Origin of the sequence: Aetokthonos hydrillicola CCALA 1050, assembly GCF_017591665.1 — a bacterium.
Classification (GTDB): Bacteria; Cyanobacteriota; Cyanobacteriia; order Cyanobacteriales; family Nostocaceae; genus Aetokthonos; species Aetokthonos hydrillicola.
This window is the reverse complement of sequence record NZ_JAAKGC010000007.1, coordinates 26666-49990: the sequence shown is the minus strand read 5'-3', so window position 1 is coordinate 49990 and position 23325 is coordinate 26666. Positions and strand designations below refer to the sequence as shown.

Here is a 23325-nt window from a genome sequence, read left to right as displayed (position 1 = left end):
ATTACCAATGCCTTACACGCAATAATTAATGACTCTAGGCAAAAATCCAGCCCTAGAGTAGACGTTTGCAGCTTTTTTAAGCTAAAGTGGTAATGAGTTTGTTTTAGATTAGGTAATATAACACCATCCTCAACTAACACAGAAATTCTATTGCTCCAGCCTGTGATTTCCGCAGCAATCTATAGCAAGAAAACAGGCGATGAAAAAGCGGATATATAAGTAACCAAAAGCTTAAAAAATTTATAATATGCAAAAACAAGTAGTATCTACAAAACCCATTCGTTCTATTGAAGATGCTCTTGAGCGTTGTCAATCGCTCAATATGCGTGTAAGTCGTCAGCGCCGTTTTATTCTAGAGCTTCTTTGGCAAGCAAACGAACACCTTTCGGCTAGAGAGATCTACGATCGCCTAAACCAGCAAGGTAAAGCCATAGGTCATACTTCTGTTTATCAGAACTTAGAAGCTTTATCCAGTCAGGGGATCATTGAGTGTATCGAACATTGTGACGGGCGTTTATATGGAAATATCACTGATCCTCACAGCCATGTAAACTGTCTGGATACAAATCAAATTTTAGATGTTCATATACAATTGCCAGAAGATATTATTCGTCTGGTTGAAGAACAAACAGGAGTGAAAATTACTGACTACAGTATTAACTTTTATGGCTACCGTCAACCAGAGTGATGGCAGAGCTAAGATTAGATTTTGGGTGTGGAGCAAATCACCTTGATGGTCAAATTTATAGCAATTTCATCAAAGAAGTCGAGATGATTTTGATAGCAGGCGTAGGGTGCGTTATAGACGAAGTCCGTAACGCACCATGTTTAAAAATGTTGGGTTTCGTCCCTCAACCCAACCTACTAGATAAGAGAGTTTTGATCTTAACTAAAGCGTATTGACTTATAATAAAGTACGTAGTTGAAATGTCTTCGCTCGATAACTGTGTTGGCGCTAAAGCGCAACTACGAACTTATTTTTTAATTAAGCGGATATCATATAATCCCCCTTCTACCAAGTTTGGGAGAAGGGGTTAGGGGATGAGGGCTATCAAAGTTTCGGGATACCATTCATATATTGATGACATCTTCGTAAATGTCTGACATTGTGAGATTTAAACCCACTGATTTTAATTGTAATTTATCCTCTTTACCCAAGGTTTCTAGTAACCAATTTTCTTGAGAATCTTTGCGATAAACTTCTACTTTGATTTCATCTTGAGAAACTAATACATATTCTTGTAAACTTTCTAAAGTTTGGTAATTAACCAGTTTTTCTCGTCTATCGGTTGTTTCTGTACTAGGTGATAGTACCTCTATAATTAAACAAGGATAATTTAATAAAAACTTGTCTTGGTCTTCAGGATTGCAGGTAACTATGACATCAGGATAGTAAAATATGCTTTTATTTAGTTTTGCAAGTTGTATCCTGACCTTCATATCAACCATAAAGACACTACAAGATCCACCCCGCAAGTGCGATCGCACTCTACTAGCAATATTTAGGGTAATTATATTGTGTTCCTTACTACCTCCAGTCATGGCGAATACTTGACCACCAAGATATTCGTGGCGAATTTCGCTGGTTTCTTCTAATCGGAGATATTCTTCAACGCTAAAGAAGTTTATAGGAGACTGCATGATTTTTCCTCAACATTTCTTCATACTGTAGGCGCGATAGCGAAGCGCCCAAGGGGCGATCGCTCTTTTTTCTATTCTCCTACAACCGATTAATGTTCGGACTTCTGGAAAGTCGAACTATCGAAACAATCGCTACATTAAAAGACGTATAGAAAAAAATAACTGTTTACTGGCGTTTATCAATGACAGCAGCAACCGCTACCATTTCCGACAATCCTCTACTCAAAGGTTCTGGCTTACCTCCCTTTGCAGATATTACACCAGACGAAGTCATACCAGCCTTTAATCAGCTTTTAGCCGAATTAGACGAAGAACTTTCTAAATTGGAAGCTAACGTCAAACCAACTTGGAACGATTTAGTTGAACCATTAAATAAGCTAACAGAACGGTTAGGTTGGAGTTGGGGAGTAGTCAACCATTTAATGGGTGTCAAAAATAGCACTGAACTACGCGAAGCTTATGAAAGTGTACAGCCCCAAGTTGTGCAGTTTCTCAATAAGCTAGGTCAAAGTAAACCTATTTACAATGCTTTTAAGCAAATCCAAGCAAGCGATCGCTGGTCAACTTTAGACAATGCTCAGCACCGAATTGTCGAAGCAGCTATTCGGGATGCAGAACTTTCCGGTGTGGGTTTAGAAGGTGAAGCGCGCGATCGCTTTAATGTTATTCAGATGGAGCTAGCAGAGCTTTCTACGAAGTTCTCTAACTATGTGCTTGATGCTACAAAAGCTTTTGACTTGACGCTAACTACCAAAGAAGAAATTGATGGTTTACCTCCTAGCTTACTGAGTTTACTAGCACAAGCCGCACGGGCTGAAGGAGAAGAAAATGCGACACCAGAAAATGGTCCTTGGCGAGTGACTTTAGACGCTCCTAGTTATGGTCCTTTCATGCAGCATAGTACCCGGCGTGACTTGCGCGAAAAACTTTACAAGGCTTTCATTACTCGTGCTTCTTCAGGCGAGTTGGATAACAACCCATTAATTGAACGCATTTTAGAGTTACGTCAAGAACTAGCTGAGTTATTAGGCTTTAAAACTTATGCTGAATTGAGCTTAGCAAGTAAAATGGCTAAGAGCGTACAAGCAGTAGAATCATTATTAGAAGATCTACGCGAAGCTAGTTACGGTGCTGCTGTTAAAGAATTGGAAGAACTCACAGCTTTTGCAGCATCAAAGAAAGCGCCAGAAGCAAACGATTTGCGACACTGGGATATTACCTTTTGGGCAGAACGCCAACGAGAAGAAAAATTTGCCTTTACAGCAGAAGAATTACGTCCGTACTTCCCCCTTCCCCAAGTGTTAGACGGTTTGTTTGGGCTAGTGAACCGGCTTTTTGGTGTAACTGTTACTCCTGCTGATGGTCAAGCCCCGGTATGGCACGAAGATGTACGTTATTTCCAAATTGCTGACGAAACAGGTGATCCAGTCGCTTACTTTTATTTAGATCCCTACAGTCGTCCCGCAGAAAAACGCGGCGGTGCGTGGATGGATGTATGTATTACCCGTAAAAGAATTAATGAAAATGGGACAACCAGTACCCGCCTACCTGTAGCCTATTTGGTATGTAATCAAACTCCTCCAGTAGATGGTAAGCCGAGCTTGATGACTTTTTATGAAGTGGAAACTTTGTTTCATGAGTTTGGTCACGGCTTACAGCACATGCTGACAAAGGTAAACTATTCTGACGCAGCAGGCATTAATAATATTGAGTGGGATGCAGTAGAGTTAGCCAGCCAGTTTATGGAAAATTGGTGCTACGATAGACCTACCTTGATGGGAATGGCGAAGCATTACGAAACTGGCGAGCCTCTACCAGAAGATTATTACCAAAAGCTAGTGGCAGCTAAGAATTACATGAGTGGTACTGCTACGCTCAGGCAAATTCACTTTAGCATCCTTGACGTGGAATTGCATTACCGCTATCGTCCGGGTTCTGGGGAAACGCCAAAACAAGTGCGCGATCGCATCGCCAAGACTACGACGATATTACCCCCACTACCAGAAGACAATTTCTTGTGTGTTTTCGGACACATTTTTGGAGGTGGTTATGCGGCAGGCTATTACAGTTATAAGTGGGCTGAAGTTCTCAGTGCTGATGCATTCTCCGCTTTTGAAGAAGTTGGTTTACAAAACGAACAGGCGATAAAAGCTACAGGTAAACTTTATCGTGATACAGTTCTTGCTCTCGGTGGTAGCAAGCATCCAATGGAAGTCTTTAAATCCTTCCGAGGTCGTGAACCTATTACTGAACCTCTGTTGAGGCATAATGGTTTAGTCCGTGCTTCGTGAGATTGGCTATCAAGACTTGGGAAGACCGCAATGAGCGCACCAAGCCTTGTGCCCTCACCTCCTACCCCGAATGGCACTAAGTTAAAGGTTAAGATTGACGCGGAGAGGGGAGACGGGGAGACGCGGAGATAGAATTTTCCCTGTGTCACCCCGTCACCGCGTCCCCGTATCAGACCCTTTTTAGGTTTTTCTTAGTGCCATTCCCTCCTACCCCTCTCCCAAGTGTGGGAGAGGGGAGAAATGGTTCTAGTTCCCCTTCTCCCATTTATGGGAGAAGGGGTTAGGGGATGAGGGCTGTCAACGTGCTCCCTACACATTTGAATTTGCATTAGCTACGTAATATTTCAAAAATACAAGATGAGCCATACTATAAGATTTTTTCAATAGCTAAAAAAAGCAGAAATTTTTAGTTCTTCTTTACAAGACTTTACTTAGGTTTTATTGAAAAAATTAAAAATAAATTACATCTGATAGATTTAGCATTTATTATTATGCAGAATTATAAGTATGCTTAAATGGTTTAACCTGGTTAAAAGAATTAAGTAACAGGGTGTAAATGAAGAAGAATTCAGGAGTCAGAACAAGAACGTGGGGAATTCAAACTGACCACTAATTGTAGACCTCACTCATTTTTGATCAAGGGGGAGTCTTGAACCCTCTCACTCATCCGCTAGTCATGCTGAATTCTGACTCCTGACTCCTGAATTCTCTTTAGATAAAATTCGCTTTTTCTTCGCTGTTAGTTCCCCAAATAAAAGGAGGTTAAAATGATAGAAAAAATTTTACTAGCTGTTTCTGGGTTGGGACATGCTGAAGAAATGCTTAAAACTTTGATGGATATACCATCAATTCAACGCGCGAAAGTTACAGTTTTACACGTTGTTCCTGATCAGTCTTCCGCTACAGCCCTAACAGAGAAGTGGGAAGAAGGTGGAAAAATCTTGGCAAATGCCATTCAATATTTGAACTTAGACCCGAGTAAAGTTTCTTCTATTTTGCGCCAAGGCGACCCGAAATACGTAGTTTGCCAAGTAGCTGATGAAATCGACGCTGATTTAATTATTATGGGTTCACGTGGTCTTAAACGGCTACAATCGATTTTAGCAAACTCTGTCAGTCAATATGTTTTCCAGTTGTCCTCTCGACCCATGTTACTGGTTAAAGACGACATTTACGTCAAAAAAATTAACCGTATTATGGTGGCAATGGACAATTCTGATGCAGCAAAACGCTGCCTAGAATTAGCTTTGTTTCTTCTTCAAGATATTAAACAAGGCGAGCTTATTTTGGCAAATGTTAATACAGATTTGCGTGGAAAATCACCTGAAGCATCGGAAATTCCAGAACAGAATCCTGTTTTAGCATCAGCGTTAGCAGAAGCCAAAAAGCGGGGTGTGCATGCTCGCTGTGTTAGCAGCAGTGGTAAACCTGCTGAACAGATTTGCCGTTTGGCACAAGACTCCAACGTAGATCTATTATTGGTAGGTTCTCCAGATCGCCGTCCGTCAATTGCTAAGAGTTTGGTTGATATAGATCGACTTATAGGCTCTTCTTTATCTGACTACGTTAGAGTCAATGCTACTTGCCCAGTATTATTGGCACGCACAACAGGTTGATGTAGCAAAAACCCTTACATTTTTGTAGTGTAAGGGTTTTTGTTTTATAGTCAAAGTTTTAACAATCTTTTTAACCCACTCCGAAACAGTTATCAGTGAACAGTAAACAGTTATCAAACGTTCTGTGGGCTGTAACAACTGATAACTGATAACTGATAACTGATAACTGATTAACTGATCCGGTTAACTTTCGCGAGTAGCAGTTTGAATGTACAGAATTATTAAAAAAACAGCGGGAACTAGCACGAACAGAATGCTCGCTACGAACCCTAGGTCATTAACTTGCATGGCAAGAAAGCCTCTCTTTGATTTGGATTTTTAGTTAACAACTTTAGGATACCATTATCGATGTCAATATGGCCGGCGTATCACGAAGTGGCGGCTTCCGCATCGCCATATTGTTAAGGCTTTGTTACTACCTCAACAGGACCATTTACTAACGTCTGGCAAGCGAGGCGGCAATTTTGTGGCTTTTTTTTCAAAAGTCGGTTTTCTGCGTCAGTTCGAGGCGATAAATTTTCCATTCCTTCAACTATCTCGACGACACAACAGCCACACTGACCGTAGCCACCACAGTTCATCATCTTACCCATCAGCTTATATATGTCAACGCCATTTTCCATGGCTTTTAGACGAAGATTTGCACCGTTCGCTGCTATAACCTCTTTATCTTCTTTAACAAACTTAATATTGCCCATACCTAATACCTCATTTAATACATTATCAGACTCTAAAAATTGACTTTTGACCCAATGTGAGATAGTCTCTTCCCTATTATATTGATTTTTTACAAAATATTAAGAATTATGTAATAGTATTGATTTACATAAAAATGCGGGGCATGTACTGCTCCGCATCCAGGAAAACCCATTCCTTACTTATAGTGATGGGTTTCTTATTTTAATTACTGTAAATATACTATCAATGTTTCTTGCTTACCTAAAACCAACGGCTGCTTGCCAAACAAAGGCTAGCAGTAAGAAAAACAAAGGAATAAGAGGTAGAACATCTACTAAAGGATCGAAAAGTTGGTAAGCTTCTGGTAGTTTTGCTAATAACAGTGCTGCTTCCATAATTCTTAAATTCACCTATCTAAACACAAGTCTCACAATTGAGAATTATCTTAACACGCCCCAGTCCTTTTACTTTTATTTTGAAAAAAGAGTTATTCAGAGGGAGTTGTTAGCAGAGGGGCAGGGGAGCAGAGGAGTACAGGAGAGAAATTACATTGGTAGGAAACAAGCCAACATTATGCAGAATAATTTCCCTTTTTCCGCTCCTACTCCCTGTTCCAAACGCTTAATGATTATCAAGCAATAATGCAATTTATTAAGTTTTCAATAACACTTGTGTCAGCTTGTACGTTAATACCTGACGACTCTACAGGAATTGTGTATCCTGAAAACAACTAAGCTAATGATTCAATGGAGGCCTAATGACTCCTAATATTATGCGTCAGTTGTGGTCTGTGGTTGAAACAGCACAAGCTGCGACGCTATTGCAGTTAGACGATGCTAGTTTGGTACAGTGGTTGGTAAAACAAACTAAAACGCAAGCGTTGCTAGATTGTCATGAAACTGATTTCCTCAGCGACTACATTCAATCGCGGCTGAACCTTATTCGTGATATTGCGTATAATCGCTATTTACCCTGACGCAAAACAGACAAAAGCATGAGCCAGGTTAACCTATTAGTTTTTTGGTAGGGTTAATGAGATCTCAGCACTTTTGTCAACAGGTAGATTTGATCATTAGGTGTCAAAAGGTAAATAACCTTCTATTAAACAGTCAGAACCCAAAACACGTACTTCTACTCGTTCTAAGGAGAGGGCTTGCGTCATGCTAGTAAAACCTAAATCACCTACAGGTGTCGGAGCCTGACTCCCACCAATTATTTTAGGAGCAATAAAAGCAAGAACTTTTTGTACTGCGCCTTGAGCGATCGCACTAGCGGCTAAAGTTCCTCCACACTCCCACAGCACATTACAAAAGCCCCGCTCATAGAAGTAGGACATAACTTTATCTGGCGTGAGGGGTGTTAACTCTAGCACTTCCACGCCCTGTTTTTGCAATCGTCGTTGAAAATCAGGGTTAGCATCTTTTTCCGTCAACACCAAAGTAGGAGCCTCAGAAGTTTGCCAAAGGTGAGCTTCTTCGGGCAAATTAAGACTGCGGCTCATAACAACCCGTAGAGGATTATGAGCCCCTTCTTTATGGCTAGTCAAATAAGGATTATCGAGTTTAACGGTGTTTCCGCCCACAATTATCGCATCACAAGCCGCCCGTAGTTGATGGACTTCACTTCGGGAACTTTGGTTTGTCACCCAAGCACTATGACCATTAGTGGTTGCAATTTTCCCATCTAAAGTCATGGCATATTTTAAAATTCCAAAAGGCCGATGATGGAGAATGCGATGAATAAAGCCTTCATTTAGTTTCTTGCAGGCTTCTTGTTCTACTCCCACTAAAACTTCTATACCAGCTGCTCGTAACCGAGCAATACCACCGCCAGCGACTAGTGGATTGGGATCTACCATACCCACCACGACTTTTGATACCCCAGCAGCGATTAAAGCTTCTGAGCAAGGAGGGGTACGCCCATAGTGATTACAAGGCTCTAGGCTTACATAAATAGTCGAACCAAAAGCGCGATCGCCTGCTGATTTAAGTGCAAAAACTTCTGCATGAGGCTCACCCGCTCGTGGATGAAACCCCTCGCCTACAATCTCCCCGTCTTTAACAATCACCGCCCCGACAAGAGGATTTGGAGATGTCCGACCTAACGCATTACGAGCTAGCTCCAGACACCTTTGCATCATAACGCGATCAAAATCTGTGCCTACAGTTTCTAATGGCTGTGAATTCTTTTGGATCACTGACCTTTTTATAGAAGTATCTGGCTCTTGCAACTACTCGGCAATTATCCATGATTTTACCATTGATGTCTACTGATAACTGATAACTGTTCACTGATAACTGTATTACGATTGCTCTGCCAGTTTGAGGTTTTGCCACCAACGACTTAACGGATAATAAACAACAGGAGCCCAAAGACTACTGAGAATAGCACAAGCAAGAGTAACCTTTGGGTAATATGCCCAAATATCTACTGTGTTGCGATCGCCCATCAGAACCAGTTGTAATGCGAAGATAGTTTGCTCAAGAACAGCCATTCCAAACACAATTAAGGCAATAGAAATAAAATCTTCTTGTATAAAACGCTGCTTTTGCATTCCTCCGGTCAAAATTCCCACAATTCCTAGACTGATGATATGAGTGGGGTCAGGAGATGTCATAGCATCTTGAAGTAACCCCATAACTATACCAGCCAAAGCACCGACAAAAGCTGTGCGCTTTACACTCCAAGCTACAACCCAAATTAACAGCCAGTTTGGTCCTATACCCAACAATTCCATTCCTGGAAAGCGAGTTGGCAACATCAGCACACATAAAAGTACCGATCCAACAATCACCGCCCAATTGCTCAGTTGACGTAGTCTAGGATGCCATAGCGAAAGCGGGCTAATTTGTTTTTTAGGTTTTCGCGAGCTGAATTTTTTGCGCTTACCACGCTGAAAGACAGGCATCATGATTTTTTTATTTTGATACAGGAGGGTTTACTGGTTGCTGGTTTTCCGGCTTAGAATATACTGTTACCCAATCCAATGAGTGTATCGGTGGGAAAAGTTCAATTTTTGCTACTGATGCTGGGAGTTTCGTCAAATCTAAAGACTTAACACGTCCAACTGCTAAACCAGACGGGAACTTTTGACTATATGTAGATGTAGCAACTAAATCTCCAGGCTTAACATTCGGTACCTTTTCATAAAACTCGAGTACTGCTTCAGCAGAAGAAGCACCCCGCAACACACCTTTAGCTCCTGTACGAGTGATTGTTACACCTACTTGGCTCTTCAAGTCACTGATTAACAATACTCGACTAGTATTAGGAGTCACGCTTTCTACCAAACCTACTAATCCACCATCAGCTTTAACTATAAAATTTGGTTGAATTCCTGAAAGGCTACCACGATTTAAAGTCACTTGTTGCCACCAATTGTCCGCACTGCGCCCTACCACTCGAGCTGGAATTGGACGTGATGAAACAGGTTCTTTTTCAACGTAACCCAGCAACTGTTTTAGCTTATTATTTTGGCTTTCCAAGTCTGCTATTCTGGTCTGTAGCTCTAATACCCGTGCATCCTGAGCATGTTCTGCTGGAGTTCCTCCAATCTGAAGCATCTGGAAGGGACGAGAAATTGCTTGATACAACTCCAAAACAAGCGTACCTTGAGTCTGCCGAATTATCCAAGCGCTACCAATCACTAAAGCTAACAGCCCTATTTGTAAGCCTTTGCTCCACCACCAACGACCTGCGGTAAACATATATATCCTTTATTAAAAACTCATTGTGTAATAGATATTGGATTGTTTGTACAATCCAATACCTGGAAACCTATAAATACTACATATTTCGAGAGCGTCCACTGAAGACTCGTTCGAGCTGCTTGAAATTTTCCAACACTCGACCTGTTCCTAATACAACACAACTTAAAGGATCAGCGGCAATATGTGTTACAATACCTGTCTCATGACTAATTAGCGTATCTATCCCTTTGAGCAATGCTCCACCACCAGCCAGCATAATCCCTCGATCAATAATGTCTGATGCTAGTTCCGGAGGTGTGCGTTCTAGAGTACGCTTTACTGCCTCTATAATGACTGACAAAGGTTCCGACATACTTTCACGGATTTCTGGTCCTTTGATTGACACAGTTCGTGGTAGCCCAGAAAGCAAGTGTAACCCTCGGACTTCCATCATTGCATCATCATTATCCATTGTGGGATAGGCAGAGCCAATCCGAATTTTAATATCTTCAGCAGTACGTTCTCCAATAACCAAGTTATGAACTTTTCTCATGAACTGCATGATCGCTTCAGTCAGTTCATCACCAGCAATACGTACTGATTCACTTAATACTGTACCTTGAAGGCTAAGAACGGCAACCTCTGTTGTACCCCCGCCGATATCAATGATCATATTACCAGTGGGTTCTGCAACTGGTAGTCCTGCTCCTATTGCTGCTGCTACAGGCTCATCGATTAAGTATACTTCCCTTGCGCCTGCCTGAGTAGCAGCATCCATCACAGCTCGTCTTTCTACTCCTGTGACTCCACTAGGGATTCCAATGATAATCCGAGGTAAAACTAGAGACTTGCCTTCATTAACTCTTTGAATAAAGTGTTTTAGCATGAGTTCTGCTGTATCAAAATCAGCTATCACACCATCACGCAAGGGTCGCAAAGCAATCACATTACCTGGTGTTCGACCAAGCATTTTTTTTGCATCTTCCCCTACCGCCAGTGCGACTTTTTCATTTTGATCAATCGCAACAACTGAAGGTTCCTGAAGAACAATACCTTTCCCTGATACGTATACAAGAGTATTAGCGGTACCGAGGTCGATACCCATATCCCGAGATAACGAAAACTTACTAAAAAGACCCACCTTCTCTACGCCCCCTATCTGTAAAACTTTTGACGATCACTGAAAGTCGGAATCGAGCAGGATCGTATTATGTTTTGTGACTTTAGTCTAGTAAAACAAATCATATTTTTGGAGATAATTTTATTATTTTATTTATATTCTTTAGCCGCATCTGTATATCAGTACATTTTTGCAGTTTTTTTAGACTAATTTTTATCTTTTAATCTATGTAATTTTAACTGTTATATATTTGACATTATCCTTGAAGATTGTAATTCGCTATGATGAAAATTATCATGAATAAGTACGCTTGTACTCAAAGGTAAGGTAGGTCACTGACCCCTGCCTAAAGACTAGGGGCTTGAAAGAGAAAGATTAACCACCTTTTGAATTCAAGTTAAACCAGTGTCTAGACGCTAGCTGCTTTTGCTAGGACAAACATCTGAACCGGTTATGCGTGGTAGCTCATAGGACGGAAAAATGCCTCCCTAGTTTTTCTCCTCTCCATCGGTCAGCGTCGAAGGGATACATATACCTAGAAATAGGATTTATCATCAATGTTCGTACCAGTTGTAGACCAAAACAATAGACCACTGATGCCAACAACCCCAGCCAGGGCAAGACGTTGGATCAAGTCAAAGAAAGCAACACCATTTTTTAAAAAAGGAGTGTTTTGTGTTCGACTCAATGTAGAACCCTCTAACCGCAACTACCAACCAATAGCCGTAGGAGTTGACCCAGGTTCAAAGCGTGAAGGATTTACCGTTAAATCAAAAGCGCACACATATTTAAATGTGGAAACACACGCGGTTGATTGGGTGAAAGATCACGTTGAGACACGTCGTGACATGCGACGTACAAGAAGAAACCGTAAAACACCTTGCCGCCAAAATCGTAGAAATAGGTTAGCTAATAAACAACGGTTAGCGCCGTCCACAAAAGCTAGATGGCAATGGAAGCTACGAATATGTAAATGGTTGTCTGCTATGTTCCCGGTTACTGCTTTTGTTGTAGAAGACATCAAGGCTAAAACCTGGAGAAACGGCAAGAAGTGGAACCGCATGTTTTCACCTTTAGAAGTTGGTAAGCAATGGTTCTACGGTGAATTAAGGCTTCGGGCGTCACTAGAAACAAAGTCAGGTAACGATACTTACGAGTTACGACTGGTCTTGGGGCTGAAAAAGTCTAAGAACAAGCTTTCTAACAAGTTCGATGCTCACTGTGTTGATTCGTGGGTACTGGCTAATTGGTACACAGACGGTCATTCTAGTCCAGACAATACCAAGTTGATTAAAATTATTCCTCTAAGGTTTCACCGTCGTCAACTTCACCGACTAGAACACGCACCAGGAAACATCCGTTCTCGTTATGGCGGAACAATTAGCGTAGGATTCAAGCGCGGCTCTATCGTTAAACACCCCAAATATGGATTTACCTATGTTAGTGGCTGGCAGGAGTCGCCTACTAAGAAAGATCCAGACAGAAAAACAATTAGCTTGCATAGTTTGCAAACTGGCAAGCGATTAACTCAAAATGCAATACCTACAGACTGTAAGTTTTTATCTTACAACTCGTGGCGTGTTGCCAATTAATTGTAAAGCCGTCCTAAAAGGACGGGATTTCAAACCCAGGAGTTTTTGATGAGTATAAATCTTGTCATTTTGGTTGGTCGTGTTGGTAGCGATCCTGAAATTAAATATTTTCAAGATTCTGGTAGCGTTGTTTGTAAAATGCCTCTAGCTGTAAATCGTAGAACTCGCAACAATGACCAACCAGACTGGTTTAATCTGGAATTATGGGGCAAAACTGCCGAGACCGCTGGAAATTACGTTCGCAAAGGTAGTTTAATTGGTGTGACAGGTTCTTTAAAATTTGAACATTGGCAAGACCGTAGTACTGGAGCTAATCGCTCTAGACCTGTGATCCGTGTAGAAAGACTAGATCTGCTCGGTTCCAAACGCGATTCTGAAGCTGAAATGATGGATAGCAATCCTGATCATTTTTGAATAGGGCATAGGGCATGGGGCATGGGGCATGGGGAAATTCCAACCTTAAGCATCACCAGTTAAGTGGTTATGCAAAATTATTTATATATTTCTTGAAACTGGAATCCCCGTTTCACGAGTATTTCAGGCAAAGTGAATATAAAATTAATTTTGCGCGAGGTACTTACCCAATGCCCATTGCCCCATGCCCATTGCCCTAATAACTAATTTGCAGCGTTACCGATGCTTCTATAAGTTGCTCACCACCAATGACTGGGGTAGAGGTATCTTGTTTTTCTGCGAAGGAAGCTGTAGCACGTAATAAGGGACGTGGTGGTGGAGGTGTATTTGCACCATCAATTTGAATGCTCACCACTTCTTTTGCTTTATAACCTAAAGTACTTAAAACGGTGTCAGCTTGCTGTTGTGCTTCTTGGGTTGCTTCCTTAAGTGCTTGTTTTTGAGCTTGTGCGATCGCTTCGTCTGTAGCCACAAAACTAACACCGTTAATCTGAGTCGCACCAGCTTTTACAGCTTCGTCTAACAAAGTACCAGCGCGATCGGTAGCAATGCGAAAACTTACAGTATTGCTGGCAGAATACCCCGAAATCTGCTGCACGTTATTTTTATAACTATAGACCGTATTAAGGCTAATACCTGTTGTTTGTAATTTCTCTACATTACGGCTTTTGAGTAAAGCAATTACAGCTGACGATCTTCGTGCAGCCTCTTTTTGCACCTCTTGTGCTGTTTTACCTTGGACTTCTACACCTAAACTTACCTGAGATAAAGTTGTTGGAATTTTTTCTACTTTGTGACCACTAACAGTCACGGTTCGCAACATTTTCTCTTTCTCTGCTGCTAACCCAGGCTGGGTAAAACTGACATATAGTAACAAGATTATAGTTATACTCTTCCATAGGTTTCCAGTCTTTAACTGAAAACCAGATAAAGTAACTTTATTCATACAATTTTCACTCCTCTTGAAAATGAGATTAAACAACCTACGTGAAGTTTGTAGTTGCGCTAAAGCGCTAAAGCGTAACTACAAACCCATATTCGTTAATAGGACAACTAACCCCTAACAATCTTTACTTTGGCATTGAAAAATTCAAAACCTCGATTGGTTGCATTTTTTGAAACTAAAAAAATTTAAACGGATCTTTGTATTGCTTACTGGCTACTGAAAACTGAACTAAAAAATTATTTACCACACAGGCAAACAGCGGCAAGTTGTATGTATCGCAGAGGTGATCAATCAGCCTCAGCGCTAATAAGAGCAGATTCCTGTATAATGGTGTCTTCAACAGAGCGATTCCCAAGACCAGCTAATTCCACAGGATCTGACGATAAATAAATAATGACCTGTCAATTGACAAAAAAGTCAGGGAGTTACAGGCATAAGCCTAGCTGCTTGGTAAATTAGAGAGACTAATATCCGCACAACCAATGCAGTTAGATCTCACAACATTCTCATCATCCATATTGGCAACTACCCCAGAAACAGCAGAGATTTCAATGGTGGTAGCAGCAGTGCTACTGAGCTTAGTAGTCATTTACCTCGCTAGCAAAGTTGGTGGCGAGTTCTCGAACCGTCTGGGTTTTCCGCCTGTATTGGGCGAACTTGTAGGTGGTGTGATTGTAGGCGTTTCTTGCCTACATTTGTTAGTCTTTCCAGAAGGAGGAGCAGAAAGTTCTAGCTCTTTACTCATGAACTTCCTCCAAACGACTGCGGGTTTAAGCCCTGGAGCAGCAGATGAAGTTTTTAGAACGCAATCGCAGGTGATTTCTGTTTTAGCAGAATTGGGTGTCATCATTCTGCTATTTGAAATTGGCTTGGAGTCAAACTTAAAAGACTTAATGGCAGTTGGAACCCAAGCGACTGTTGTAGCAGTTGTGGGGGTAGTGACTCCTTTCGCGGCTGGTACTGCAGGATTAATGGTTTTTTTTGGAGTTCCCGCCATAGCTGCTCTTTTTGCAGGAGCGGCTCTGACTGCAACGAGTATCGGGATTACTTCTAGGGTGCTGTCAGAACTGGGGTGTCTTAATTCTAAAGAAGGACAAATTATTTTAGGCGCTGCGGTGATTGACGATGTTCTAGGAATTATCGTTTTAGCTGTGGTAGCAAGCCTTGCTAAGGATGGCTCGGTAGATGTAGCCAAAGTTGTTTATTTAATTATCAGTGCTACTTGTTTTTTATTGGGCGCGATCGCACTTGGCAATGTTTTCAATAAGTCATTTGTTGGGGTTGTAGAACACCTGAAAACACGCGGAGAACTTGTCATACCAGCATTCATCTTCGCGTTTGTTATGGCATATCTTGCAGCGGCAATTCAGTTGGAAGCAATTCTAGGAGCTTTTGCAGCGGGCTTAGTTCTAGAAGAGACAGATAAGCGCAAAGAATTGCAAAAGCAAGTCGTTCCAATCGCCGATATGCTAGTGCCAATTTTCTTTGTTACTGTTGGAGCCAAAACCGATTTAGGAGTTTTGAACCCAGCAATTCCTAGTAACAGAGAAGGCTTAACTATGGCAGTTTTCTTGATTATAGTCGCCATACTAGGAAAAGTTGTTACAGGGTTAAGTGTCTACGGTCAAGACAAAATCAACCGTTTAGCAATTGGTGTTGGGATGATTCCTCGAGGCGAGGTTGGATTAGTGTTTCTTGGGATCGGTGCTTCGACTGGAATTCTCTCTAAACCCTTAGAAGCAGCAATTATCATGATGGTTATTCTTACAACTTTTCTAGCCCCTCCATTATTACGCTTCGTATTCCCAGAACCAACACCAGTTGCAATCTCAGAAGAGGAACTTTTGGTGTATGGTTCCGCTGAAACACCCTTAGTAGAAGAGCAGGGAGTTCAAGGGGAATAGCCCCTGTGGGGAAGTCAAAAGTCAAAAGTCAAAAGTTACAGAGCAAGGGGGGCAGGGGGCAAAGAGCAGGGATTTTTACAACTAACACTTATACCCCATGCCCCATGCCCCATGCCCTATTCCCTATTCCCTATGCTTATCATTGGAAACTTCTATTGTTAGATGTGCGTCTTTTGTGGTTGGAGATTTTGTCATTATAAACAGGACTAAATTAATATTTAAAATTAGGAATTAGGAAGCATATACCACAAATTAAATTTTTTTGGAACGTTATAGTAGTGACAAATTTCTGCAAATCAATTAACAATACAGCAAATAGTCACACACTTGATAAATTATTAGAAATAAAACAATTTAATAAACCCCCTTACTGATTTAATTAATATTAATGGGCATTTACTCAAACCAATTGATTGTTCACCATGAACAGTCAAAAGCTCAGTAATTGAAAATGCTATAACAACAGGAAACTTTGGGGAGGAACATGCTGGAGTTCAGCGCTATCGACTCTGTTTAGACAAGATTATGGACCACCTTATTCAGTATCGGAAAACAACTTCTATCGTCGTAGGAATGGTACCAGGTTATACCCTAAACCCGAAACAAATCAAATTTCTAGGGGCAATCGTTAACCAATGGATAACACAATTACCAAACCCAGAGGTTGACAGAGTGGACTCTTACTCAAAAAATGTTGATGAACACAAAGCAAGCGCCTCTCCTACAAATGCTTATAATGTAAGTCCTGATAGTAAACCTAGGTACCCAAAGACTAGTGACCATTCGCAAAGGACGACTCAAATTGGAAGTTTACAAGTCACAGGAGATTATTTTGTCAATCTTCCTGAAAGAGTAGATATGGCTCAGCGAGACCATGCTGAGGTGTGCGTAGGTGTTTATGCTAATTCAGCGGATAAAGATTGTCCTGATGTTAATGGGTTAGAAGTGTATTACTACGACAGTGGTCTTGATTCAGCTGGTGCTGTTCGTCATAAAATCCTTACAAAGTGTCAACTTTAAGGATCGACGAATAGAATGACCAACATTTTATGTACTTAGGAAAACTCTTGTACTCTCAATTTTAGTAGAAACAGGTTATATGACTGGTAAGGAGAATATGGTTAAACTGAAAACTGCACAGTACCAAAATCAAATGGGAGAGGTGAACCGAGTGGTATTCCCCAATACTTAACACGAGAGTGGCATTGTCCAATATTCCAGATTACTATATTACGCTATAGCAATCCTAAATCACTTACAAACAAATTTGCCTTGTCAACGCCAGATGCTACAACGGGTGCTTAGTTTAAGTTTGAACTCTTTCGGTCTTGCCAAAACCAATAAGCGTCTAACTCTAGATATTGTTCTAGCTATTATTAAGTTCTTGGCAAATCAGTTAATAGCAGCATAAACTTATTACGCAGTGCATCGAAAAAAACAATCCTACACGTAGGAACCTCTGGCTATCCAGAATGTTACTAACTGCTATTGACTACTCAGGGTAATTGAAATTCACTCTTTGTGAGTGCAATTAAGAATAGCTTAACTGAAATTTTATGAACTAATAAAAAATGAATAAAAATTCAAAACAAAACCTGTTTTTACAACAGTAATTATGTCTTTAAAATAATGGATAACTCTGTATACAGCATTGAAGGTCATAGCATGCGCAAGTCGCATCTGTTGACTTTCTTATTTAAAGCTAAAGTTTGGGTGGTGATGGTGGGAGGACTTGCCCACATTTTGTCAAATTGACGGCTTCCATCAACGCGAATCAGGAGAAAACACTGTGAAACTACACTGGTTACTACTACCGGGTACTTTTTTAACCTTTTTACTATCGTCACCAGCTCATGCAGCAAGACTGCAATCTTGGCACTTTGATGCCAGTCATAATCAACTAGAAATTAATACTGAAGGTGATGTTCAACCACAAGCACAACTCATCTTTAACCCAACTCGTCTAGTTATTGATTTACCAGGCACAGTATTTGGGCGTCCGCAGCTTACTCAACCAGTGGGTGGTACAGTTCGTGCTATTCGGATTGGACAACTTGACGAAAAAACAGCTCGCATCGTCGTTGAACTCACTCCTGGTTACACCTTAGACCCCAAGCGTGTAAAGTTTGTTGGTAGAAGTGGAAGCCGCTGGATGGTACAATTACCAAGACCAGAAGCACAGAGAGTCAACGCTCCCCCAAATAATATTTACAGTGTCGTCACAAATGGCTCAAGCACGCCTCCTAATCTTAGCGCCCTAGAACCCATCACTCAAATTGAAAACTTCCAAGTTACTGGAGATGGGTTCTTCCTTCGCACTAGTGGTGGTAACCCTCAAATTAGGATAAACCGCAGTGGGGATAGGAGGATAATCTACGTAGACATTTCTGGTGCGGCTATATCACCAAATTTGGGAGATAGAGATGTACCTGTGAATCAGTTTGGTGTTAACCGCGTTGAGTTCACCCAACTGCAAACAAGACCATCTGCTGTGCGCATGACTTTACGGGTTGAGAAAGATAGCCCCGATTGGCAAGCAAATAACAGTGGGAGTAATGGGTTGGTGATTCTTCCTACTCGTGGTTTTGGCAGAGTACCCATGAGTCCACCTCCGATATCAGAAAATAGATTATCAAGCCCTATCCCATCAGTCAACAACTCACTCTCCACACTCTCCACACTCTCCACAATACAGTCTGTGGAAATAGGTGGTACTGGTACACAACTTATTATTAGATCTGACCGCAATTTATCTGCCACCGGTGGTTGGGATAGAGCAACCGGTATGTACCGTATTACTATCCCTAATGCTAGGTTAACTACATCAGTTAAAGGTCCTGATTTTAACTCTTCTAGCCCAATCCTTAGAGTTAGACTGCAACAGCAAGATCCTCGTACAGTTGCTGTTTTTGTTCAACCTGCACCAGGAGTACAAATTGGGCAATTAAATCAGATTGGAGACTCTTTTGTAACTCTAGAGCTAAGGCGTGGAAGTAGCTCATTCACTCCTCCGGTAGCTTTACCTCCCATACCACGATCATACCCACAACCACTATCAGGATTACCTAACCCTGATTCAACAGCGCAGAGCCAACAGCGAGTTCCTCATGGACGAGTTGTAGTCGTGATTGATCCAGGACATGGTGGTCAAGATTCTGGTGCTCCCGGTATAGGTGGGTTACTAGAAAAGGATGTCGTTCTGCCTATTGGTAAGAAAATAGCAGCAGTTTTAGAGCAGAATGGCGTACAAGCTGTGTTGACACGTAATAGTGATTTTTTTGTGGGGCTTCAAGGACGAGTAGATATAGCAGATCGCGCAAGTGCTGATTTGTTTGTCAGTGTTCATGCTAATTCTATTGATAATCGCCCAGATGTTAACGGGTTGGAAGTTTATTATTACGACAGTGGTTACAATCTCGCTGAAGTCGTTCGTCGGACTATTCTCCGCAGTATCAGTACCATCAAAGACAGAGGAACCCGCAAAGCCAGATTCTACGTCCTAAGAAAAAGCTCTATGCCCTCCATTCTCGTTGAAACTGGTTATATGACTGGTACAGAAGATAATCCTCGTCTAGCAAACCCAGAATATCAAAATCGTATGGCAGAAGCGATCGCAAATGGTATACTTCAGTACCTGAAGCAACAAAGGTAGTAGTTGTGAATTGTTAGTAGAAAGACTAACAAACTTTCTCAAGACCCAAGAAGCTTAGGGGACGGGTTATACTCGTTCCTGTGTAATCTATCGTGCTTATATACGCAGATGGTCCCTTCTTTAAAGAGAGAAGTTATTTCCTACTGGTTGCTGTCTAATCAACGAACAACAAAAAATAACAACCAAAAGTGTTTACATCTTCATTAGAACGTGCTCCGATTGGTATTTTTGATAGTGGTGTGGGTGGGTTAACGGTATTGCGACAGCTTTATCGGCAACTTCCTAATGAAACAATTATTTATTTTGGTGATACAGCTCGACTTCCTTACGGAATTAAAACGCCTGCTGAGATTTTACAGTATGTGCGGGAAATTCTTCATTGGATGCAACAGCAGCAAGTCAAGATGGTCATCATGGCATGTAACACTAGCTCTGCTCTGGCTCTGGAGGTTGTCTCGCAAGAATTTAAGTTACCCATTCTTGGGATTATCTTACCAGGGGCTAAGGCAGCTGTTTCCTGTGGTAAGAGAATTGGTGTCATAGCTACCCCAGCAACCGCCAAGAGCAACGCTTACCGACGTGCTATCCTAGAAATGGCTTCCGATGTTAGAGTGTGGCAAGTCGCCTGCCCAGAATTTGTCCCTCTCATTGAACAAAACCGCATTAATGAACCCTATACTGTTGATGTCGCACGCTCTTACTTAGAACCTTTATTAGAGCAAGAAATTGACACTCTAGTATACGGATGTACCCATTATCCTCATCTTGCTCCAGTTTTGCGATCGCTACTGCCTTCTCATGTTAAGATAGTAGATCCTGCTGTTCACATTGTGACAGCTTGTGCGCAAGAGCTTGATTTACAGGGTGCAAGAAATACTCATCTTCCGCTACCAACTCGTTTCGCTGTTAGCGGCTGTCCACAACAATTTGCTAATTCTTCAGCACAGTGGCTAGGCTATACTCCAATGGTAGAAATGGTGGATTTAAGTGAGTTGAGAGTGAGGAGTTAAAAGCTTTTATTCCTCACCCCAAGCTTTTATCGCACCACGCTAGTTACTTCAGTTACCTTGGGAGTGACTGCCCGCTTGTTTTGTTCTTCCTGACTAGCTAGAGGAAGATTTTCGTTATGAGTTTTGTTTCCGGTTCGCTTTGCCAGTGCTAATAATAAATAGACTGTTAACAAGTATCCGGAGGCTAAAATAAAAATCATCATAGGAATTCGTTCGTAAATCATTTTTCTCCCAGCACTTGGATTTAATAAATAAAAAATCGAATAAAAACTAGCCGAACATTAAGTTATACAAGCGCGCATCTATAGGTAGAGAGTTTTTCTCAGCCGACACCATAATTTCGCGAATAATGTTTTTTGCAAACTACACCTATCACAGCAATTAAATTGCTGCTTCAGCAGTCTATCTAGTCTGCATGATTTCGTGCGCTCATAAAAGGTAAGCAAAAGCCACGCTTGTTCTCAAATTGGACTCAAGACGTATACCTGCTTCCCATTTGGGTAGCGTACAGCTCCTACTTCGGAATTTTACTAATCGGATCCCTAACCAAAAGATTAGATCTGTTGGTTTTAGCGACGATTACTTATTTAGACCCACCACACCAAATAAGCAGAAATACCTAATCAGTCATTTCCTTTTGGTGGTGTGAATACCTTGAATATTTAAAGTCCCTTGATTTTAGCGTAACACAAGGAGCCTGAAATTTAGCCACCTATTCTGCTAAATTAAAAATTTTCTCTTCTTGCTGTTGAAAGGTTTCAACGTTATTCTTCTCTAAAATTTAATTCATGTGTCATAGATTATGTGTGAGGGATGAGAAACATTTTTATAGTTGGTTACCAGTATTACTTAGATCATTTTAATACAAAACGTTTATTTTTTCTTAATAAATCCTTTTTTTTCAAGGTCAACTACTAGTCATCTTATAAGTTTATCTGTATTAAAAATATCTTCGAGCTTAACCCCTGTATTCAATTATAAGTATTTTTTTTTGCCGTGGCCTCTACCAAAAGCCAGTATTAACGCCCTGTTGATAATAAATAAACGGTAAAAGGGTAAAAAAGTAATTTACGCTACCAAACTAAAACTAATCCCCTACTCCCTACTCCCTACTCCCTACTCCCTACTCCCTCTTTTTCAGGAAAACTGCGAGTAGGCCCGACCTTATCTTAAAATAATTGTATGATATGTAAATTTTCGTAAATAAAGCCAGAGTCTGCCCATCCATGACTTCAGCCACTTCCCTTTTTGCTCCTGTGGAAGCCGACCTGCGAACACTAGCAGATAGCTTGAAACAGCTAGTTGGAAACCGCCACCCTATCCTTTATGCAGCTGCCGAACATTTATTTGGAGCTGGAGGAAAGCGCATCAGACCAGCAATTGTCCTGCTGATATCGCGAGCGACAATGCTTGAACAAGATATTACGCCACGTCATCGTCGCTTAGCCGAGATTACGGAAATGATTCACACAGCAAGTTTAGTACATGACGATGTTGTAGATGAATCCGAAATGCGGCGTGGTGTTCCCACGGTTCATAGTTTGTTTGGCAGCCGTATTGCTGTCTTGGCAGGTGATTTTCTTTTTGCCCAATCTTCTTGGTATTTGGCAAACTTAGATAATTTAGCAGTGGTAAAGTTGCTATCAGAAGTAATTATGGATTTGGCAACTGGGGAGATCCAGCAAGGACTCAATAGCTTTGACGCCACTATCTCTATAGAAGCGTACCTGCAAAAAAGCTACTATAAAACAGCATCACTAATTGCTAACAGTGCTAAGGCAGCAGGACTAATCAGCGAAGTTTCAGAAGAAACCGCTGAGCATTTATACGCCTTTGGACGCTATTTCGGTTTAGCGTACCAAATTGTAGATGACATTCTAGATTTTACTAGTTCGAGCGATACTTTAGGAAAGCCAGCTTTTTCAGATCTTAAGAGTGGTAATCTCACTGCACCAGTTTTATTCGCTATGGAAGAAAAATCGTACTTAAAAGTACTGATTTCCCGAGAATTCCGCCAGGAGGGCGACTTCCAGCAAGCAATGTCATTAATTCAAGATAGTCAAGGTATTCAAAGAGCGAGAGAATTAGCCACTAATCATGTTAAGGTGGCTGTTGATCATCTTTCTGTTCTCCCGCCCTCTGAATCTCGCCAAGCTTTAATAGACATGAGCGAGTATGTGTTGAATCGCCTATATTAATAAAATTTTAGATTTTAGATTTCCCCAAAATCTAAAATTTTATTAGGCAATGTCAGGAGGTATCGGATTACGCGATCGCATTTGTTGCACTTGTTCTTGAACTAACTTTTGCAACTGGACTCGCTTAATTTCTTTTGTCTTGGTAGTTGTCGCAGGAGTTTCAAAAAAAACTATACTATCTACGGGGTCTAAAGCCAGGAGTTGAAACAAAAGATGAGTAACCAATATGGGGGCTAAGATTATTTGAGGGTCAAGCCCAGCAGATAAAGTTACTGGAATATCCTGTATTGTAGGAAAAGCATAAATCACGCGCTTTTCTAACTCTGGGTTAGTACGGTTGCTTAATGTAGTGAAAACCCAGTCTTCTTCCGAGTTTTGGAGAATGTAGTACTGGGGGTAGCGTAACGATGAAGCGATCGCAATGAGAGCGGGAGCTATTGATGCGATGAGCTGCGGTGTTACACCATCTTTGGGTGCATTGTCAATTAGCAATTGAATTTGTGCTTGTAAATCCATAATTACCTGTTCATGGCACTTGGGTATTGGCTGTTAATGCTCGAAATAATGCAAACCA

Annotated in this window: 23 protein-coding genes; 12 read left to right on the top strand and 11 right to left on the bottom strand. The window is 41.2% G+C overall.

What is annotated here, in order from left to right; genetic code table 11:
• Window positions 1–247 precede the first annotated feature (247 nt).
• Window positions 248–688 (top strand): Fur family transcriptional regulator, encoded by a 441-nt coding sequence (locus tag G4P69_RS05350; protein WP_208345607.1) that lies wholly within the window; start codon window positions 248–250, stop codon window positions 686–688.
• A gap of 383 nt (window positions 689–1071) precedes the next feature.
• Here G4P69_RS05350 and G4P69_RS05345 read toward each other — a convergent pair whose 3' ends face one another.
• Complete coding sequence (locus G4P69_RS05345; RefSeq protein ID WP_208345604.1) at window positions 1072–1641, bottom strand: Uma2 family endonuclease; 570 nt, start codon at window positions 1639–1641, stop codon at window positions 1072–1074.
• A 182-nt stretch (window positions 1642–1823) separates the two neighbouring features.
• Between G4P69_RS05345 and G4P69_RS05340 the strand changes: the two genes are divergently transcribed.
• Both G4P69_RS05340 and G4P69_RS05335 read left to right on the top strand, forming a co-directional pair.
• Window positions 1824–3932, top strand: a complete 2109-nt coding sequence (locus tag G4P69_RS05340) for a M3 family metallopeptidase (RefSeq protein WP_208348736.1) — start codon at window positions 1824–1826, stop codon at window positions 3930–3932.
• Between the two features lie 767 nt (window positions 3933–4699).
• On the top strand, window positions 4700–5548 hold the full coding sequence (locus tag G4P69_RS05335; protein WP_208348726.1) for a universal stress protein: 849 nt from the start codon (window positions 4700–4702) through the stop codon (window positions 5546–5548).
• A gap of 183 nt (window positions 5549–5731) precedes the next feature.
• Here the strand turns inward: G4P69_RS05335 and psbM are convergent, their stop codons facing one another.
• The 3 genes from psbM to G4P69_RS05320 form a co-directional block, all read right to left on the bottom strand.
• A complete protein-coding gene (gene psbM, locus G4P69_RS05330; RefSeq protein WP_208345182.1) occupies window positions 5732–5836 on the bottom strand; it encodes a photosystem II reaction center protein PsbM in 105 nt (34 codons plus the stop codon).
• A gap of 113 nt (window positions 5837–5949) precedes the next feature.
• Window positions 5950–6246 carry a 2Fe-2S iron-sulfur cluster-binding protein gene (locus G4P69_RS05325; protein ID WP_208345181.1) on the bottom strand — a complete coding sequence of 99 codons (297 nt, stop codon included), beginning with the start codon at window positions 6244–6246 and terminating at the stop codon, window positions 5950–5952.
• Between the two features lie 237 nt (window positions 6247–6483).
• Window positions 6484–6621, bottom strand: coding sequence for a photosystem II reaction center protein K (locus G4P69_RS05320; RefSeq protein ID WP_208345180.1), 138 nt, complete (start codon window positions 6619–6621; stop codon window positions 6484–6486).
• A 362-nt stretch (window positions 6622–6983) separates the two neighbouring features.
• Between G4P69_RS05320 and G4P69_RS05315 the strand changes: the two genes are divergently transcribed.
• On the top strand, window positions 6984–7202 hold the full coding sequence (locus tag G4P69_RS05315) for a hypothetical protein (RefSeq protein WP_208345179.1): 219 nt from the start codon (window positions 6984–6986) through the stop codon (window positions 7200–7202).
• A 96-nt stretch (window positions 7203–7298) separates the two neighbouring features.
• Here G4P69_RS05315 and ribD read toward each other — a convergent pair whose 3' ends face one another.
• The 4 genes from ribD to G4P69_RS05295 form a co-directional block, all read right to left on the bottom strand.
• The gene (ribD, locus tag G4P69_RS05310) at window positions 7299–8366 is read right to left on the bottom strand and encodes a bifunctional diaminohydroxyphosphoribosylaminopyrimidine deaminase/5-amino-6-(5-phosphoribosylamino)uracil reductase RibD (RefSeq protein WP_243902675.1); all 1068 of its coding nucleotides are present in this window, start codon (window positions 8364–8366) and stop codon (window positions 7299–7301) included.
• A gap of 162 nt (window positions 8367–8528) precedes the next feature.
• Window positions 8529–9140, bottom strand: a complete 612-nt coding sequence (mreD, locus tag G4P69_RS05305; RefSeq protein ID WP_390691845.1) for a rod shape-determining protein MreD — start codon at window positions 9138–9140, stop codon at window positions 8529–8531.
• Between the two features lie 4 nt (window positions 9141–9144).
• On the bottom strand, window positions 9145–9933 hold the full coding sequence (gene mreC, locus G4P69_RS05300; protein WP_208345176.1) for a rod shape-determining protein MreC: 789 nt from the start codon (window positions 9931–9933) through the stop codon (window positions 9145–9147).
• A 79-nt stretch (window positions 9934–10012) separates the two neighbouring features.
• The gene (locus tag G4P69_RS05295) at window positions 10013–11020 is read right to left on the bottom strand and encodes a rod shape-determining protein (protein ID WP_208345175.1); all 1008 of its coding nucleotides are present in this window, start codon (window positions 11018–11020) and stop codon (window positions 10013–10015) included.
• A 572-nt stretch (window positions 11021–11592) separates the two neighbouring features.
• Here G4P69_RS05295 and G4P69_RS05290 point away from each other — a divergent pair.
• Entirely contained in the window at window positions 11593–12627 is a 1035-nt protein-coding gene (locus G4P69_RS05290; protein WP_208343887.1) for an RRXRR domain-containing protein, read from the top strand.
• Between the two features lie 48 nt (window positions 12628–12675).
• Entirely contained in the window at window positions 12676–13041 is a 366-nt protein-coding gene (locus G4P69_RS05285; protein WP_208343888.1) for a single-stranded DNA-binding protein, read from the top strand.
• 196 nt (window positions 13042–13237) lie between these two features.
• On the opposite strand, the gene G4P69_RS05280 is transcribed toward G4P69_RS05285, so the two are convergent.
• Window positions 13238–13987, bottom strand: a complete 750-nt coding sequence (locus G4P69_RS05280) for an SIMPL domain-containing protein (protein ID WP_208343889.1) — start codon at window positions 13985–13987, stop codon at window positions 13238–13240.
• A gap of 482 nt (window positions 13988–14469) precedes the next feature.
• Here G4P69_RS05280 and G4P69_RS05275 point away from each other — a divergent pair, with 482 nt between their 5' ends.
• The 5 genes from G4P69_RS05275 to murI all read left to right on the top strand — a co-directional run bounded on the left by G4P69_RS05275 (window position 14470) and on the right by murI (window position 20553).
• Entirely contained in the window at window positions 14470–15891 is a 1422-nt protein-coding gene (locus tag G4P69_RS05275; protein ID WP_208343890.1) for a cation:proton antiporter, read from the top strand.
• Window positions 15892–16416: 525 nt separating this feature from the next.
• Entirely contained in the window at window positions 16417–16911 is a 495-nt protein-coding gene (locus tag G4P69_RS05270) for a hypothetical protein (protein ID WP_208343891.1), read from the top strand.
• Between the two features lie 79 nt (window positions 16912–16990).
• Window positions 16991–17083, top strand: a complete 93-nt coding sequence (locus G4P69_RS40400; RefSeq protein WP_390691844.1) for a hypothetical protein — start codon at window positions 16991–16993, stop codon at window positions 17081–17083.
• A gap of 597 nt (window positions 17084–17680) precedes the next feature.
• Entirely contained in the window at window positions 17681–19543 is a 1863-nt protein-coding gene (locus tag G4P69_RS05260; RefSeq protein WP_208343892.1) for an N-acetylmuramoyl-L-alanine amidase, read from the top strand.
• Window positions 19544–19731: 188 nt separating this feature from the next.
• Window positions 19732–20553: a glutamate racemase gene (murI, locus tag G4P69_RS05255; RefSeq protein WP_208343893.1), complete on the top strand. Its 822-nt coding sequence runs from the start codon at window positions 19732–19734 to the stop codon at window positions 20551–20553.
• A 26-nt stretch (window positions 20554–20579) separates the two neighbouring features.
• Here murI and G4P69_RS05250 read toward each other — a convergent pair whose 3' ends face one another.
• Window positions 20580–20777 carry a hypothetical protein gene (locus G4P69_RS05250; protein WP_208343894.1) on the bottom strand — a complete coding sequence of 66 codons (198 nt, stop codon included), beginning with the start codon at window positions 20775–20777 and terminating at the stop codon, window positions 20580–20582.
• A 1002-nt stretch (window positions 20778–21779) separates the two neighbouring features.
• On the opposite strand from G4P69_RS05250, the gene sds reads away from it, so the two are divergent.
• Complete coding sequence (sds, locus tag G4P69_RS05245; protein WP_208343895.1) at window positions 21780–22751, top strand: solanesyl diphosphate synthase; 972 nt, start codon at window positions 21780–21782, stop codon at window positions 22749–22751.
• A 42-nt stretch (window positions 22752–22793) separates the two neighbouring features.
• Here sds and G4P69_RS05240 read toward each other — a convergent pair whose 3' ends face one another.
• Entirely contained in the window at window positions 22794–23267 is a 474-nt protein-coding gene (locus G4P69_RS05240) for a hypothetical protein (RefSeq protein WP_208343896.1), read from the bottom strand.
• Window positions 23268–23325: the final 58 nt, after the last annotated feature.